15 protein-coding genes are annotated in these 15,017 nt (G+C 71.9%); 9 read left to right on the top strand and 6 right to left on the bottom strand.

Annotated features, from left to right (window positions below; all coding sequences use genetic code 11):
• Window positions 1-350: 350 nt before the first annotated feature.
• Both ABUL08_RS19290 and ABUL08_RS19285 read right to left on the bottom strand, forming a co-directional pair.
• Complete coding sequence (locus tag ABUL08_RS19290; RefSeq protein ID WP_350931320.1) at window positions 351-800, bottom strand: hypothetical protein; 450 nt, start codon at window positions 798-800, stop codon at window positions 351-353.
• A 101-nt stretch (window positions 801-901) separates the two neighbouring features.
• Window positions 902-1,114, bottom strand: a complete 213-nt coding sequence (locus tag ABUL08_RS19285) for an acyl-CoA carboxylase subunit epsilon (protein ID WP_350931319.1) — start codon at window positions 1,112-1,114, stop codon at window positions 902-904.
• Between the two features lie 91 nt (window positions 1,115-1,205).
• On the opposite strand from ABUL08_RS19285, the gene ABUL08_RS19280 reads away from it, so the two are divergent.
• Both ABUL08_RS19280 and ABUL08_RS19275 read left to right on the top strand, forming a co-directional pair.
• Window positions 1,206-3,200, top strand: a complete 1,995-nt coding sequence (locus tag ABUL08_RS19280; protein WP_350931318.1) for a serine/threonine-protein kinase — start codon at window positions 1,206-1,208, stop codon at window positions 3,198-3,200.
• A gap of 88 nt (window positions 3,201-3,288) precedes the next feature.
• Complete coding sequence (locus ABUL08_RS19275; RefSeq protein WP_350931317.1) at window positions 3,289-3,519, top strand: hypothetical protein; 231 nt, start codon at window positions 3,289-3,291, stop codon at window positions 3,517-3,519.
• Window positions 3,520-3,612: 93 nt separating this feature from the next.
• Here the strand turns inward: ABUL08_RS19275 and ABUL08_RS19270 are convergent, their stop codons facing one another.
• Window positions 3,613-4,365: a GH25 family lysozyme gene (locus ABUL08_RS19270; protein WP_350931316.1), complete on the bottom strand. Its 753-nt coding sequence runs from the start codon at window positions 4,363-4,365 to the stop codon at window positions 3,613-3,615.
• A 388-nt stretch (window positions 4,366-4,753) separates the two neighbouring features.
• Between ABUL08_RS19270 and ABUL08_RS19265 the strand changes: the two genes are divergently transcribed.
• The 4 genes from ABUL08_RS19265 (at window position 4,754) to ABUL08_RS19250 (ending at window position 8,015) form a co-directional block, all read left to right on the top strand.
• Window positions 4,754-5,497, top strand: a complete 744-nt coding sequence (locus ABUL08_RS19265; RefSeq protein WP_350931315.1) for a M50 family metallopeptidase — start codon at window positions 4,754-4,756, stop codon at window positions 5,495-5,497.
• Between the two features lie 61 nt (window positions 5,498-5,558).
• Window positions 5,559-6,542, top strand: coding sequence for a ketopantoate reductase family protein (locus ABUL08_RS19260; protein WP_350931314.1), 984 nt, complete (start codon window positions 5,559-5,561; stop codon window positions 6,540-6,542).
• A 62-nt stretch (window positions 6,543-6,604) separates the two neighbouring features.
• Window positions 6,605-7,105 carry a SigE family RNA polymerase sigma factor gene (locus tag ABUL08_RS19255; RefSeq protein ID WP_350931312.1) on the top strand — a complete coding sequence of 167 codons (501 nt, stop codon included), beginning with the start codon at window positions 6,605-6,607 and terminating at the stop codon, window positions 7,103-7,105.
• The gene (locus ABUL08_RS19250; RefSeq protein ID WP_350931311.1) at window positions 7,098-8,015 is read left to right on the top strand and encodes a hypothetical protein; all 918 of its coding nucleotides are present in this window, start codon (window positions 7,098-7,100) and stop codon (window positions 8,013-8,015) included. Before ABUL08_RS19255 ends, ABUL08_RS19250 begins: the two co-directional genes overlap by 8 nt.
• A gap of 52 nt (window positions 8,016-8,067) precedes the next feature.
• Here the strand turns inward: ABUL08_RS19250 and ABUL08_RS19245 are convergent, their stop codons facing one another.
• A complete protein-coding gene (locus tag ABUL08_RS19245; RefSeq protein ID WP_350931310.1) occupies window positions 8,068-9,651 on the bottom strand; it encodes an acyl-CoA carboxylase subunit beta in 1,584 nt (527 codons plus the stop codon).
• Window positions 9,652-9,756: 105 nt separating this feature from the next.
• Here ABUL08_RS19245 and ABUL08_RS19240 point away from each other — a divergent pair, with 105 nt between their 5' ends.
• A complete protein-coding gene (locus tag ABUL08_RS19240; protein WP_350931309.1) occupies window positions 9,757-10,632 on the top strand; it encodes a biotin--[acetyl-CoA-carboxylase] ligase in 876 nt (291 codons plus the stop codon).
• 88 nt (window positions 10,633-10,720) lie between these two features.
• Window positions 10,721-11,293 (top strand): PH domain-containing protein, encoded by a 573-nt coding sequence (locus tag ABUL08_RS19235; protein WP_350931308.1) that lies wholly within the window; start codon window positions 10,721-10,723, stop codon window positions 11,291-11,293.
• Between the two features lie 34 nt (window positions 11,294-11,327).
• Here the strand turns inward: ABUL08_RS19235 and ABUL08_RS19230 are convergent, their stop codons facing one another.
• Both ABUL08_RS19230 and ABUL08_RS19225 read right to left on the bottom strand, forming a co-directional pair.
• Window positions 11,328-12,050, bottom strand: a complete 723-nt coding sequence (locus tag ABUL08_RS19230) for a GtrA family protein (protein WP_350938716.1) — start codon at window positions 12,048-12,050, stop codon at window positions 11,328-11,330.
• A gap of 63 nt (window positions 12,051-12,113) precedes the next feature.
• Complete coding sequence (locus ABUL08_RS19225; protein ID WP_350938714.1) at window positions 12,114-12,650, bottom strand: GtrA family protein; 537 nt, start codon at window positions 12,648-12,650, stop codon at window positions 12,114-12,116.
• A 494-nt stretch (window positions 12,651-13,144) separates the two neighbouring features.
• Here ABUL08_RS19225 and ABUL08_RS19215 point away from each other — a divergent pair, with 494 nt between their 5' ends.
• Window positions 13,145-14,989 (top strand): phosphoenolpyruvate carboxykinase (GTP), encoded by a 1,845-nt coding sequence (locus tag ABUL08_RS19215; RefSeq protein ID WP_350931307.1) that lies wholly within the window; start codon window positions 13,145-13,147, stop codon window positions 14,987-14,989.
• Window positions 14,990-15,017: the final 28 nt, after the last annotated feature.

The following is a 15,017-nucleotide window of genomic DNA, read 5'->3' as shown; positions in this document are numbered from 1 at the left end:
CTCCAGGCTGGCGCGGGCGCTGCCGAGGGCGCGGGCGGCGGCCGACAGCGCGTCGTGGTTCGCAGCGGCGGCGTCGTGGGTGCGTTGCACCTTGTCGACGAGCTGGTCCAACTCGGCGATGTACGTCCGCGCGGCGGCGTTCGTCTCCGGGGGCCACGCCTCGGCGAGCCCGCGACGGTATTCGCGGAGGCGGCCGAGGTGGGTCTGGGCGAGGTCGCAGACCTTGCGCCAGCCGGCGACCTGCTTCCAGTGGCCGGTGGTCTCCTGGTCCTGGAGGCAGGCCCACATGCTGAGCACGTCCATGAGCTGCCAGTCGGTGAGGCCGGAGGTGCGGCCGCCGTCGCGTTTGATCACGGCAGGATCACCCGGGCCTCCTCGGGTGCTGTCGGATCGGGGAGCGCGGGCAGGGGCCGGGAGGTGCCGTGGGCCTGGGCGAGGGCGTTCTCGACGTCGGTGACGCGGGCGGAGACGAACGCGTCGGTGTGGGCGTGGCTGCTGGCGATCTTCCCGGCCGCGCCGGCCAGGAAGCCGGTGGCCCGGGCGACGTCCCACACCATGTTGACGGTGGCCTGCTGGGTCTCGTTGTGCGCGTGGAGGAACTGGACCAGCTCCACGAACGCGTCGGCGGGGTTGGGGACCGGGGCCTTCATGTCGTCCGCGATGTAGGACAGGTGCGGCGTGTAGTTCCGTTCGACCTCGGCCTGGAGCCGGTCGGCGAACTCGCGCATCTGGCGGATGTCGGCCTCGATGCCGGCGTAGTCGCGCAGCCAGGAAGCTGGGCGGTCCTCCTCGGGGATCATCGATCCTCCCTACCCGTCACGGAGCCGTTTCCCTGAGTGAGGTTAATGGCTGCGCGCCGATACCGGCAGCCCCAAGGATCAGGCGTACCGGTGGGACGGGGTCAGCGGGGCAGGCCCGAGGCGCGCCACGCGCCGTGACCGGCGGCGAGCGTCGCGGCGGCGGGTCGGGCGCTGCGTGTCCAGTGCGACCGGGGGGTCGGCGCGGGCGCGGCGGCGGGTCGGGTCCGGACCATGATGGCGCCCACCAGGGCGGCCAGTTCCTCGGCGGTGGGCACGCCGCGCACGACCCGGAACAGCGGCTCTTCGGCAGACATGACGACAGGGTACGCGTCCAGAACTTGACCTTTCCCGCACAGTGGCGTGCCGACGGTGTGAGGGTCGTGCCCGCCGGGTACCGTCTTGCCGATGTCGAACGCGCTTCCCCAACTCGTCGCTGACCGATACCGGCTCATTTCGCCGCTCGGCCAGGGCGGCATGGGCCGGGTGTGGAAGGCGCGCGACGAGGTGCTGCACCGGGACGTCGCCATCAAGGAGCTCGTCCCGCCGCCCAGCCTCACCCCGGAGGAGCGCCGCGAGATGCGGGAACGCTCGCTGCGCGAGGCGCGGGCCATCGCCCGGCTGAACAACATCAACGTGGTCCGCATCTTCGACGTGCTGCGTACCGACGGCGACCCGTGGATCGTCATGGAGTACGTCCCGTCAAAGTCGTTGCAGGACACCCTCGCCGAGGACGGGCCGGTGTCGCCCGCCAAGGCGGTGGAGATCGGGCTCGGTGTGCTGGGTGCGCTGAAGGCCGCCCACAAGGCCGGCGTGATGCACCGTGACGTCAAGCCGGGCAACGTGCTGCTCGGCGACGACGGTCGGGTGGTGCTGACCGATTTCGGTCTGGCGACCATTCCCGGCGACCCGAACGTGACCCGGACCGGCATGGTGCTGGGCTCCCCGGCGTACATCGCCCCCGAGCGGGCCAAGGACGGCACGGCCGGGCCGGAGGCCGACCTCTGGTCGCTCGGCGCGACCCTCTACGCGGCGGTGGAGGGCAAGTCGCCGTACGCCCGGCCGTCGGCGATCGCCACCCTGGCGGCGCTGGCCACCGAGCCGATGCCGCCGCCGAAGAACGCCGGGCCGCTCAAGCCGGTCCTCAACGGCCTGCTCCGCAAGGACCCGGCCGAGCGGATCACCGCCGACGTGGCGGAACGCCTGCTGCGTAAGGCCGGCGGCAAGCGGGCCAAGAGCATCTCGCTGCTGGACGGCGTACGCCGGCCGGGGCCGAACGGTCCGCGCGAGCCGCGCCCGCCGCTGGTGCCGGCGCCGCGGCCGGCCGACGACCGCTCTGACCAGCAGTCCGTCGCCCCGGCGCCGCGCCAGCCCGAGGTGAGTGCCTCCGCCGCTGTCGCCGGTGCCGCCGCGGCCGGTGCCATGGCCGCCGACGACGCCACCGCCAAGGTGCCGGCCGGCGCGGACGCGGGCCCCACCGCCAAGCTCGGACTTCCCACGTCGGCCACGGTCGACGTGCCGGAGGCCGCCCTCGACGACACCCGACTCGACGGCTCGCCGGTCGCCGCCGACGACACCTCGGTCGACGCGCCGCCGCCGGCCCGGCCGACGAATCCGACGTCGGTCATGCCGGCCCCGGTCAGCCCGGCGCAGTCGACGGGCCGGGCGGTCGTGGTGCCCGGCACGAAGCCGGACCACAAGCGACGCAACGTGCTGATCGGCGTGCTGGTCGCGCTGCTGCTGCTCGGCGTCGTGGTGATCGTGCCGTTGTTGAACCGGGGTGGCGGCGACTCGAAGGGCGACGGCGGCCAGCAGGCCGGTGGCGCCACCACCGCCGCCCCGACTCAGTCGTCGGCCGCCGGGCCCACCTCGCAGCCCGCGGCACCGCCGCCCACCAACGCCGCCGCCAGCCCGACCCCGTCGGCGAGCCCCTCGGCGACGCCGTCGGCCGCTGGCTTCACGCTGCCCACCGGTTGGCGCTACTACAAGGGTCCGAACGGCTTCCAGGTCCCGCTGCCGGACGGCTGGCGCAGCAGCAACGGCAGGAACTCGGTGACCTTCACGGACCCTGCCGGCGGGCGACGGCTCTACATGCAGTGGACCGACAGCCCGAAGAAGGACGCCTACGCGGACTGGCGGGAGCAGGAGCCCAACCGCCGTGACTACGTGAACAACTACCAGCTCATCGGGATCAAGCCCTGCGACTACTACCGCACCTGCGCGGACTGGGACTGGTACCAGACCTCGAACGGGGTCAAGACACACGTGCGGAATCGCGGGGTGGCCACCGCCAGCAACCGGGGCTACGCGCTGCGGTGGGAGGTGGCCGACGCGCAGTGGGCCGCCAACCTGCCCAACTGGGAGGCCATCACCAAGGGCTTCAAGCCGGACCGGGTGAACTGATCCGGGGAATCCCGCCACTGCGAAACTTGCTCGCATGGCTTTCCGTCGAACGGGGTACTTGATCCGCGACGACGGAAGGAGGTGCGACATGGGTTACCGACGCAAGGACACCACGCCCCGGCTGGCGCTGTGGATGCTGGTCGCGCTGGGGGACATCGTCCTGCTGCTGGTGAGTGCGGGCGTCTCCGCGCCGGCCGCGGTGATCGGTGTCGTGGCCCTCACCGTCGCGGCGGTGGAGGGTTGGCGGCTGAGCCGCCGGGCCACCGTGGCCGGGCGGGGCGCGCTGCCCGTACCGGTCGCCGCGAGGCGGAGGGCCTGACCCGGGTACGTACGACGGTGGCGGCAGCCGGACCAACTGGGCACCCCGAGGGGTGACAGTCGATCCCGCTGCCGCCGACCTGTCTGCGGACGATCAGGTGTTGTTGGCCAGCGCCACCAGGCGGGTCCGGTCACCGTTCCAGTAGTTGCGGTCCACGTTGCCGCTGATCCCGGAGACGCTGCCGCTGGAGGTGTACTGCCAGAAGCTCCAGACCGGCGCGCCGGCCGGCAGGCTGCCCGGGGTGCTCGACCAGCGGGCCAGCCAGAGCGGGTGGTTGGCCCACGGCGCCGTCCAGCTGCCCGTGCACTGGTTCCACCAGCTGGTGGTGGTGTAGATGACCGCGTACCGGCCGGTGCGGGACTTGTAGCGGCTCAGGAAGTCGCTGATCCAGGTGCGCATGCCCGAGGTGGTCTTGCCGTAGCAGTAGCCACCGCTGTAGGGGTTGGCCTCGATGTCCAGCGCGGCGGGGAGCGTACGGCTGTCGGCCGACCAGGCGCCGCCGTTGCTGGCCAGGTAGTCGGCCTGCGTCGCGCCGCCGGAGAGGTTCGGCCGGGCGAAGTGGTACGCCCCGCGGATGACGCCCGCGTAGTACGAGTTGGTGTAGTTCGTGTTGAAGTTCGAGTCCTTGTAGCTGGTGCCCTCGGTGGCCTTGATGAAGGCGAACTGGATGCCGGCGTTGTGCACGCTGGTCCAGTTGATGGTGCCCTGGTAGCGCGAGACGTCGATGCCGGGCGTGGTGGCCGCGGCCGCCGGTCCGGCGGTGGCGACCAGGGCCGCCGCGGCGGTGGCGGCGACGGTGAGGCCGGCGGCCAGCAGCCGGCGCAGCGAGAATCGGGTACGGGTCATTGATGCCTCCAGGGACGCCAATCGATTGACGACAATCTTTGGAGGTAAATGCCCACCAGCGCAAGGGAAACTAAAGAATTCTTCATAGACGTCGGTCGACGGCGTGCTGGCTGATCGGTGTTGGTCAGCGGAGCGTAGTGGGGTCGAGCACCCAGCGGAACGGCTCGATGATCGTCAACGTCTCGCCGGCCTTCGCCACCCGATCCTCGACGTAGTGCGCCCCGTCCGACCGGTACGGCCGGCCTCGGTCCAGAGGCCGACGTGTGATTCCAGTGGCTCGGCACTCATCGGCCCTCACCTCCCGCTGCCGCCGTCACCTGCTGGGTCTCACCCGATACGAGTCGGCACCGACGGCACGACACAGGTGGTGGCGGTAGGCTCCCCGCCCATGCCCCTGATCGACGGCCTCACCACCATCTGGGACACGCTGCTCAGCGCGCAGCCCGACCCGCCGCCGCTGCTGGTGCTGCTCACCGCTGTCGTGGCGTTGCTGGTCGTGGCGATCCGGACACCGTGGCGGATCGCCCGGAACGCCGTCACCATCGCGCACGAGGGCGGGCACGCCCTGACGGCCCTGCTGACCGGCCGGAAACTGCGCGGTATCCGGCTGCACTCGGACACCTCCGGGCTCACGCTCTCCGCCGGCCGTCCCACCGGACCGGGGATGATCCTCACCCTGCTGGCCGGGTACGTCGCCCCGTCGCTGGTCGGCCTCGCCGGTGCCTGGCTGCTCGCCGGCAACCGGATCACCCTGCTGCTCTGGGTGGCCGTGGCGCTGCTGCTGGCCATGCTGGTCATGATCCGCAACGTGTTCGGGGTGCTGTCGCTGCTGGTCACCGGCGGCGTCGTGCTGGCCGTCTCCTGGTACGCGTCGCCGCAGGTGCAGGCCGCGTTCGCCTGGACCTCGGTCTGGTTCCTGCTCCTCGGCGGCGTACGCCCGGTGGTGGAGCTGCAACGGCAGCGCAGCCGGGGTCGGATGCCGGAGTCCGACGCGGACCAGCTCGCCCGGCTCACCCCGTTCCCGGCGCTGTTCTGGGTGACCGTCTTCGCCCTGGTCAGCCTCGCCGCACTGGGCGTCGGCGGGCTGCTGCTCGCCGGCCAGCTCCTCACCGACGCCGGCCTCACGCTCTGACGCCACCCGCTCGGGCCACCGGACCGTGGACAGGCAGCGGTGCGGGAGGAGAATCGGCAGGATGCGATACGTCATCATCGGCGCGGGCGCGGTCGGCGGCACCATCGGCGGACGGCTCGCGCAGGCCGGCCACGAGGTGACCCTGGTCGCCCGGGGCGCACACCTGAATGCCCTGCGGGACCGGGGACTGACCCTGCGTACGCCCGACGGAACGGCGACCCTCCGGCTGCCCGCCACGGCCGGGCCCGACGACCGGCCGCTGGCGGCCGACACCGCGCTGGTACTCACCGTCAAGTCCCAGGACACCGCCGCCGCGCTGGCCGCCTGGGTGGACGCCCCGGTGGCGGGCGGCGGCACGGCCGGCGAGCGGCTGCCGCTGTTCACCGCGCAGAACGGGGTGGCCAACGAGCGGACGGCGCTGCGGTTCTTCGCCCGGGTGCACCCGGTCTGCGTCTGGCTGCCCGCCACCCACCTGGAGCCCGGCGTGGTGGTCGCCAACGGCCACCCGCACTCGGGGATGCTGCACCTCGGCCGCTACCCGTCCGGATCGGACGACACCGCCCGGGCGGTCGCCGCCGACCTGACCTCGGCCGGGTTCGTCGCGCCGGTCCACGACGACGTGCTGCGATGGAAGTACGGCAAGCTGCTGAGCAACCTCGGCAACGGCCTCCAGGCGCTGCTCGGGCGGGACATCCCCGACGGCCTCGCCGAGCGGGTCCGGGCCGAGGGTGTCGCGGCGCTCGCCGCCGCCGGAATCGCCCACACCTCGCCCGAGGAGGAGGCGGCCGCACGCGGCGACCGGGTGCGGCACCGACCGGTCGACGGTGAGGAGCGGGCCGGCGGCTCCACCTGGCAGAGCCTGGCCCGGGGCGCCGGCTCCGCCGAGGCCGACCACCTCAACGGGGAGATCGTGCTGCTCGGCCGGCTGCACGGCGTACCGACGCCGGTGAACGCCGCGGTGCAGGGCGCCGTCCGGCGGGCGGTGCGGGAGCGGATCCCGGCGGGCGGCTTCCCGGTCGCGGAGCTGGAGAAAATGATCGGCTGAACCGGCAACCGGCGGCGCCACGCCAGGCGTGTCCCCTGCGACCGCCACGGGGGAGGTAGCAGGTGCCGGACGTCGACGGGTTCGACGAGTTCTACCGGGGGAGCCGACAACGGCTGCTCGGCTTCGTCTACGTCCTGACCGGCAACCGGGCCGAGGCCCAGGACGCGGTGCAGGAGGCGTACATCCGGGCGTGGCAACGCTGGTCGACGGTGCGCGACTACGACGACCCGGAGGCATGGGTGCGGGTGGTGGCCAGCCGGATCGCGGTGAGCCGCTGGCGCAGCCTGCGCAGCCGGGCCCGGGCCTATCTGCGGCACGGGGCGCAGGAGAGCATCCCGGGCCCGGGCACCGACACCGTCGAGGTGGTGGCGGCGCTGCGTCAACTGCCGGAGGAGCAGCGGATCGCCCTCGCGCTCCACTACCTGGTCGGCATGCCGGTCGCCGAGGTGGCCCGGGAGACCGCGGCCCCGGTCGGCACCGTCAAGGCACGACTGTCCCGGGGGCGGACCGCGCTCGCCGGGCTGCTCACCGTCGTGGACCTGGAGGAGGCCACCGATGCGTGACGACGACCTCACCTTCGTCGGACTGGTGCAGCAGGAGCTGCGGAGCGTCCGCTGGGCGGAGCCGGCCGAGCTGCGGGCCCGGGCCCGCCGGCGTACCCGACGCACGACGCTGGTGGCGGCGGTCGCCGTGCTGCTCGTCGCGTCGGCCGCCACCGCGGTCGCGGCCGACCGCGCCGGTGGTCCGGTCGGCCCGGTCGCGGCCGGCGGCCCGACGGGCACCGTGGCCGCTCCGGCCACGCCGACGCCGACGCCGTCGGGTCGGGCCGAGATCCCCGACTCGGCGCTGCTGGAAGCGGGCGACCTGCCCGTCAAGACAGCCGGACGCCTCGGCGACAGCGGCCTCGGTGAGCCGGTACGCGTCGACGCCCGGCTGGAGACCTGCGCCCGCGAGCGGCAGATCTACCTGAAGCCGACGGTCTCCCGCTACTCCCGTTCCCGCACGGTGCTGCGATCGCCGGGCGGTGTCCCGGCGCTCAGCCAGGACGTCTACCGGGTCGACCCGCCGTGGGGTCTCGGGCTCTTCGGGGACATCGACCGGATGGTGCAGGCCTGCCCGGAGTGGCGGACCACCGCGGCCCGCTCGCTGACCGGCCGCGCCGGGTCCGGACAGCTGGTGGACCGCTGGGAGACGGCGATGACCGACTTCGCCGGTGACCAGTCGGTGCTGCTGCGGCACGCGGTGGGCGAGCCAGCCGACCTGGCCGGCGACGGGCCGGCCGGCCCGGCCGCGTCCGTCGACGTGACGCTGGTGATCCGGGTCGGCGACCTGGTGACCGTGCTCGTGCCGGGGCCGGGGATGATCGCCGACCGGGTCGACGGCACCGGCCCGGGGCTCGGCTATCCCGACCTGGAGGCGATCGGCCGACGGGCCGCCGCCAGCCTCTGCCCGGCCGCCAACCCCGGCTGCTGACCCGCCGAGGGCCCCCGCCGGACGTCCGGCGGGGGCCCTCGGCGACAACCCGCTACAGCGGGATGTTGCCGTGCTTCTTCGGGGGCAGGGTCTCGCGCTTGGTGCGCAGCACCCGCAGCGCCCGCACGACCTGGGTACGCGTCTCGTGCGGCGGGATCACCGAGTCGACGTAGCCCCGCTCCGCCGCGATGTACGGGTTGGCGAGGGTGTCCTCGTACTCGGCGATCTTCTCGGCCCGGACGGCGGCCGGGTCGTCGGCGTTCGCCAGCTCCGAGCGGTAGAGGATGTTCACCGCGCCCTGCGCGCCCATCACCGCGATCTGCGCGGTCGGCCAGGCGAAGTTGAGGTCCGCGCCGAGGTGCTTGGAGCCCATCACGTCGTACGCGCCGCCGTAGGCCTTGCGGGTGATCACGGTGACCTTCGGGACGGTCGCCTCGGCGTACGCGTAGATGAGCTTCGCGCCACGGCGGATGATGCCGTCCCACTCCTGCCCGGTGCCGGGGAGGAAGCCGGGGACGTCCACGAAGGTCAGCACCGGGATGTTGAACGCGTCGCAGGTACGCACGAAGCGGGCGGCCTTCTCCGAGGCGGCGATGTCCAGCGTGCCGGCGAAGTGCATCGGCTGGTTGGCCACCACGCCGACCGGGCGGCCCTCGACCCGGCCGAAGCCGATCACGATGTTCTGCGCATAGAGGGGCTGGACCTCCAGGAACTCGCCGTCGTCGACGACGTGCTCGATGACCCGGTGGATGTCGTACGGCTGGTTCGCCGAGTCCGGGATCAGCGTGTCCAGCTCCCGGTCCTCGTCGCTGATCTCAAGATCCACATCAGCGGAGTAGACGACCGGCTCGTCCAGGTTGTTCGACGGCAGGTACGACAGCAGCGCCTTGACGTACTCGACGGCGTCCTCCTCGTCGCTGCCGAGGTAGTGCGCGTTGCCGCTGCGCGCGTTGTGGGTGCGCGCGCCGCCCAGCTCCTCCATCCCGACGTCCTCACCGGTGACCGTCTTGATCACGTCGGGGCCGGTGATGAACATGTGCGAGGTCTGGTCGACCATCACGGTGAAGTCGGTGACCGCCGGGGAGTAGACCGCCCCGCCCGCGCACGGACCCATGATCAGCGAGATCTGCGGGATGACACCGCTGGCCCGGACGTTGCGGAAGAAGATCTCGCCGTAGAGGCCCAGCGAGGCGACGCCCTCCTGGATCCGGGCGCCACCGGAGTCGTTGATGCCGATCACCGGGCAGCCGATCTTCATGGCCAGGTCCATCACCTTGACGATCTTCTCGCCGAAGACCTCGCCGAGGGAGCCGCCGAAGACCGTGAAGTCCTGCGCGAAGACGCAGACCTGCCGACCGTCCACGGTGCCGTAGCCGGTCACCACGCCGTCGCCGTACGGGCGGTTGCGCTCCAGCCCGAAGGCCGTCGACCGGTGCCGGGCCAGTTCGTCCAGCTCGACGAAGGAACCCTCGTCGAGCAGCATCTCGATGCGTTCCCGCGCGGTCTTCTTGCCCCGCGCGTGCTGCTTCTCGACCGCGCGCGCCGACCCGGCGTGCACCGCCTCGTCGACCCGACGGTCCAGGTCCGCCAGCTTGCCCGCGGTGCTGTGGATGTTGATCCCGGTCTCGGTAGTCACCCAGGGAATATAACGATGGTTCAGGCGGGTGCCGCTGTGCAGTGCGCCTCAGTACGGTGCGCCGGGGTGCGGTCGCGCCGGTGGCCGGGGCCGTAGGCTGGCGGGATGCCCGGCTCGCCGTACACCGATCTGGATCGACCGCCGCTGTCGGCGGTCCGGCTGCGGCGTGCGTTGCTCGCCCCGCACGGCCCGTGGCGCCGGTTGGAGCTGCGCGCGGAGACCGGCTCCACCAACGCGGACGTGGTCGCCGCCGCCCGGGACGGCGAGCCGGAAGGGCTCGTCGTGGTCGCCGAGCGGCAGACCGCCGGCCGGGGCCGGCGCGGCCGGGTCTGGCAGTCGCCGCCGCGCGCCGGCATCGCGGCGAGCGTGCTGCTGCGCCCCGGCGAGGCCGTCCCGGAGCGCGACTGGTCGCCGGTCCCGCCGGCCGGGTACGGCTGGCTGCCGCTGCTGGCCGGGGTGGCGCTGGTCGAGGCGGTGGCCCGGCTGGCCGAGCTGGACGCCGCCCTCAAGTGGCCCAACGACCTGCTGATCGACGGCGCGAAGGTCGCCGGGGTGCTCGCCGAGGCGGTGCCCGGCGAGCACCCCGGCCAGCCGCCGGCGATCGTGGTCGGCATCGGTCTCAACGTCACGCTCCGCGCCGACGAGCTGCCGGAGAATCCGACCGGCCTGCCGGCCACCTCGCTGCAACTGGCCGGCGCGGTGGCGACCGACCGGGATCCGCTGCTGCGCGCCCTGCTCCGCTCCCTCGCCGACTGGTACGACCGCTGGCGCGCGGCCGGCGGCGACGCGGTGGCCAGCGGCCTGCGCGACGCCTACCTGGCCGGCTGCGGCACCGTCGGCCGCCAGGTCCGGGTGCTGCTGCCCGACGGTCGGGACGTCCGGGGCACCGCCACCGGCGTGGACCCCGACGGCCAGCTCCAGGTCGACACCCCCACCGGCCGCCTCTCGCTGGCCGCCGGCGACGTCCTGCACCTGCGCTGAACGCGACCGGGTTTCCCGCCGCGCGGCCGATCCCCGGGGGAGCGCAGACCGGTTACGGTCAGCGCGTCCGTTCTGCGAGGAGGTTCCTGTGGCGTTTCCCGAAGACGTGCTCACCGAGGACGAGCACGTCGTGCTGCACCTGCACCCGCACTGGAAGGCCCTGATCGCGCCGATCCTGGCGCTGGTGCTCACCGTCGCGGCGGTGGTGGCCGGTTGGGTCCTGCTGCCCGAGGGCGACGGCGGCACGATCGCGCTCTACGCGATCGCCGTGGTCGGTCTGGTGCTGGTGGTCTGGCTGGGTCTGCGGCCGTTCCTGGTCTGGCGCACCACGCACTACCTCTTCACCAACGAGCGGGTGCTGCTCCAGGAGGGCATCTTCTCCCGTAACCGGCGGGACCTGCCGCTGACCCGGATCAACGACCACTCGATGCACCAGAAGTTCCTGGAGCGGCTGCTCGGCTGCGGCACCCTGACCATCGAGTCGGCGGGCGAGCGCGGCCAGTCGGTGCTGCGCGACGTGCCCCGGGTCGACCGGGTGCAGACCACGCTCTACGAGCTGGTCGAGGCGCAGCACGACAAGCACAGCCTCGGTGACGGCGAGATGCGCGAGATCATGGCGGACATGCAGGACGGCAAGCCGCTGCGCGACCCGTCGGCCTGACCCGTCCGCCGCTGCCCCACCGGAACGCGGTGGGTCAGCGGCGCGGGGAGCGCCGGGTGCCGGCGTGGAACTCGGCGGCCAGCTCCGCGTCCAGATCGGCATCGAGGGTACGGCCGAGCGCGGCGTCCGCCGCAGCGGGCCGGGCCTGGGCCGGGGTGCCGTACGACGCCTCGGCCCTGCCGCGTTCGGGCTGGTCGCCGGGGCGCGGCTCGGTCTCCTCCAGCTCGCTGACGGACTCGGCCAGTTCGGCGACCGGGTCCATCTCGGCCATGGTGTCCCACTCGTCGCGCGGGATGGTGTGCCACGTCTCGGCCGCGTGCTGGGGCACCGGCTGGAAGACGAAGGTCCGGTAGGACCAGAAGCGGAACATCGTCGCCAGCAGCACGCCGCCGGTCTTCGCCACGTTCAGCGCGAGCAGGCTGTTGACGCCGAGGCCGTACTTCGCCGCGGCGAGGACACCGAGTTCGATGACCAGACCGGTGGCGTTGAAGACAAAGAAAAGGACGTACTCTCGCCGCATGGCGGATTTCGGGCGATCCCGGTACGTCCAGTGCCGATTCATCAGATACGACGTGATCGTGGCCACAATGGTCGCGATCACGGTCGCCTTGAGCTGACCGTCCTCGAAAACCGTCAGTGCCAGCGCATTGAACACCGCGTAATTGATCGCGGTGTTGATGCCCCCGACGATGCCGAATTTGAGCGCCTCGTGGATGAACTTCTGCCAGCGCTCGGGTAGCAGACGGACAAGACGCATGCGGAACACCTTAGGGCAGTGGGCAGGGCCGGCTCGGCCCGGCTGGACGGGGTGGGCGGTGGGTCACGCCCCGGACCCGGGGTCGTGGCCCGGTGCCGGAACGGCGGGAGTTCCCGCTTCCACGAAGACGAACCGTCGGTACGACCAGAATCGGAACAGCGTCCCCAGGCCGGTGCCGACGATGAAACTGGCGATGTTGTCGGCCAGCGGCGTCTGGAAGACCGACGGCCAGACGGCCCCCAGCCCGTAGCGGCTGACTGCGAGGCAGCCCACCGCGATGCCGAGGCCGACGCCGTTGAAGAAGAAGAACAGTGCGTACTCACGGGCGGGGTGGGAGCGCTGGCGGTGCCGCCAGGTCCAGAACCGGTTGCCCAGGAACGCCAGGGTCGCGGCGATCACCGTGGAGATGGTCTTCGCGGCGACCGGCGGCATGCCCCGCCCGCTGGCGAGGTAGTTGAAGAGCGCGAAGTCGACGAGGAAGGCGAGCCCGCCCACCGTGGCGAACTTGCTGAGTTCCCGCACCAGATGGCCGAAACGCTCCACCAGGGAGCGGACCAGACCCGGCCGGGTCTGTGGAGTGCCCGGTGGGTCACCGGTCATCGTCGCGGCCACCCGCCGAGCCTACCGGGTATCCGCGCGCGCGACGGGTAGCAACGACGACCCGCCGACGCCGGGTCGACGCCCGGGTGCCGCAGGGTCGCCGGGCCGTGACGGCGCGCCACGGCGGGCCCGGTGCGCCCGATGAACGCAGCGTAACCGGATACGGCGGAATTGCGGATCGGATCGCCGAATCGTCTCGCCCGGTCCCGGCGCGTACTTCCACTCATCGCGTACTGCGGGGTGGCCCGTCGGGGCGGTGGCCGGCGAAGGTTCACCGCAGGATTTGCGTGAAACTGCGCGCGAAAGCGGGTATTAGCTCGCGATGCCGCAGCGTGGCCGTACCTTGTGCAGTTCTTCACAACCAGTCCCACTGACTCGCGAGGCAGCCCGGTTTACGCTGAGCCCAATCCCAGGTTTCCACGAAGGCGACGCCTCGCTCGCCAGAACTCGTGCATCCCATAGATCGGTCAGCGTCGACCACAAGGAGATGTGACATGGTTGCTCCGGCTACTGTTCGGGGTATCGATCAGGCCCCGACGTCCCACCCCAAGCTGCTCGCCTGGGTCCGTGAGGTCGCCGAACTGACCACCCCCGAGCGGGTGGTCTGGGTGGACGGGTCCGATGAGGAGTGGCGCCGCCTCACCGACGAGCTAGTCGACAACGGCACCCTGATCCGGCTGAATCCCGAGAAGAAGCCGAACTCCTTCTACGCGCGGACCGACCCGACGGACGTCGCCCGGGTCGAGGAGCGCACCTTCATCTGCTCCGTCGACGAGGCGGACGCCGGCCCCACCAACAACTGGATGGCGCCGGCCGAGATGAAGCGGACGATGACGGAGCTGTACCGCGGTTCGATGCGCGGACGCACCATGTACGTCATCCCGTTCTGCATGGGCCCGGTCGAGGCCGAGAGCCCCATGTTCGGCGTCGAGATCACCGACAGCCCGTACGTGGTCGCCTCGATGCGGATCATGACGCGGATGGGCGCCAAGGTCCTGGAGGCCATGGGCGACGACGCGGACTTCGTGCACGCGCTGCACTCCATCGGCGCCCCGCTGGCGCCCGGCCAGCAGGACGTGGCGTGGCCGTGCAACGAGACGAAGTACATCTCGCACTTCCCGGAGAGCCGGGAGATCTGGTCGTACGGCTCCGGCTACGGCGGCAACTCGCTGCTCGGCAAGAAGTGCTACTCGCTGCGGATCGCCAGCGTGATGGGGCGCGACGAGGGCTGGCTCGCCGAGCACATGCTGATCCTCAAGATCACCTCGCCGGAGGGCAAGGTCTACCACGTCGCCGGCGCCTTCCCGTCGGCCTGCGGCAAGACCAACCTCGCCATGCTGGAGCCGACCATCCCGGGCTGGAAGGTCGAGACCATCGGCGACGACATCGCCTGGATGCGCTTCGGCCAGGACGGTCGCCTCTACGCGGTCAACCCGGAGTACGGCCTCTTCGGCGTCGCGCCGGGCACCGACTGGAAGACCAACGCCAACGCCATGCGGACGCTCGACCGCGGCAACTCCATCTTCACCAACGTCGCGCTCACCGACGACGGCGACATCTGGTGGGAGGGCATGGGTGAGCCGCCGGCGCACCTGATCGACTGGAAGGGCAACGACTGGACGCCGGAGAGCGACCAGCTCTCCTCGCACGCGAACAGCCGGTTCTGCACCCCGATCACCCAGTGCCCGATCCTCGCCGAGGACTACTACGACCCGAACGGCGTGCCGATCGACGCCATCCTCTTCGGCGGTCGTCGTCGGGACACCATCCCGCTGGTCACCGAGGCCCGGGACTGGGTGCACGGCGTCTACATGGGCGCGACCCTCTCCTCGGAGACCACCGCCGCCGCCTCCGGCGCCGTCGGCGTGGTCCGCCGCGACCCGATGGCCATGCTGCCGTTCATCGGCTACAACGCCGGTGACTACTTCCGGCACTGGATCGAGATGGGCAAGGGCGCCGACGGCGACGCGGCCAAGCTGCCCAAGATCTACTACGTGAACTGGTTCCGCAAGGACGCCGAGGGCAGCTTCCTCTGGCCGGGCTTCGGCGAGAACTCGCGGGTGCTGAAGTGGGTCATCGAGCGGATCGAGGGCACCGCCGACGCGGTGGAGACCCCGATCGGCATGGTCCCCGCCCAGGACGCGCTGGACGTCGAGGGCCTGGACATGACCCCGGAGGACGTGCGGATCGCGCTCAAGGTCGACCCGGAGGAGTGGCGCAAGGAGCTCCCGCTGGTCACCGAGTGGTTCGAGAAGTTCGGGGACAAGCTCCCCGGCGTCCTCTGGGCCGAGCTGGACGCGCTGCGCGCCCGGCTCGACGCGGAGCAGCCGCAGCGGTAGGTGTGAGCGTCGCCCGTACCGGGCAACA

This window comes from Micromonospora sp. CCTCC AA 2012012, assembly GCF_040499845.1.
GTDB lineage: Bacteria > Actinomycetota > Actinomycetes > Mycobacteriales > Micromonosporaceae > Micromonospora > Micromonospora mangrovi.
The sequence above is the reverse complement of the archived record's forward strand: the minus strand, read 5'-3'. Positions and strand labels throughout refer to the sequence as shown.

What these genes read in the sequence shown, in the direction of transcription:
- ABUL08_RS19290 (WP_350931320.1), bottom strand. Translation starts at nt 800, where the DNA reads ATGATCCCCGAGGAGGACCGCCCAGCTTCCTGGCTGCGCGACTACGCC.
- ABUL08_RS19285 (WP_350931319.1), bottom strand. Translation starts at nt 1,114, where the DNA reads ATGTCTGCCGAAGAGCCGCTGTTCCGGGTCGTGCGCGGCGTGCCCACC.
- ABUL08_RS19280 (WP_350931318.1), top strand. Translation starts at nt 1,206, where the DNA reads ATGTCGAACGCGCTTCCCCAACTCGTCGCTGACCGATACCGGCTCATT.
- ABUL08_RS19275 (WP_350931317.1), top strand. Translation starts at nt 3,289, where the DNA reads ATGGGTTACCGACGCAAGGACACCACGCCCCGGCTGGCGCTGTGGATG.
- ABUL08_RS19270 (WP_350931316.1), bottom strand. Translation starts at nt 4,365, where the DNA reads ATGACCCGTACCCGATTCTCGCTGCGCCGGCTGCTGGCCGCCGGCCTC.
- ABUL08_RS19265 (WP_350931315.1), top strand. Translation starts at nt 4,754, where the DNA reads ATGCCCCTGATCGACGGCCTCACCACCATCTGGGACACGCTGCTCAGC.
- ABUL08_RS19260 (WP_350931314.1), top strand. Translation starts at nt 5,559, where the DNA reads ATGCGATACGTCATCATCGGCGCGGGCGCGGTCGGCGGCACCATCGGC.
- ABUL08_RS19250 (WP_350931311.1), top strand. Translation starts at nt 7,098, where the DNA reads ATGCGTGACGACGACCTCACCTTCGTCGGACTGGTGCAGCAGGAGCTG.
- ABUL08_RS19240 (WP_350931309.1), top strand. Translation starts at nt 9,757, where the DNA reads ATGCCCGGCTCGCCGTACACCGATCTGGATCGACCGCCGCTGTCGGCG.
- ABUL08_RS19230 (WP_350938716.1), bottom strand. Translation starts at nt 12,050, where the DNA reads ATGCGTCTTGTCCGTCTGCTACCCGAGCGCTGGCAGAAGTTCATCCAC.
- ABUL08_RS19225 (WP_350938714.1), bottom strand. Translation starts at nt 12,650, where the DNA reads ATGACCGGTGACCCACCGGGCACTCCACAGACCCGGCCGGGTCTGGTC.
- ABUL08_RS19215 (WP_350931307.1), top strand. Translation starts at nt 13,145, where the DNA reads ATGGTTGCTCCGGCTACTGTTCGGGGTATCGATCAGGCCCCGACGTCC.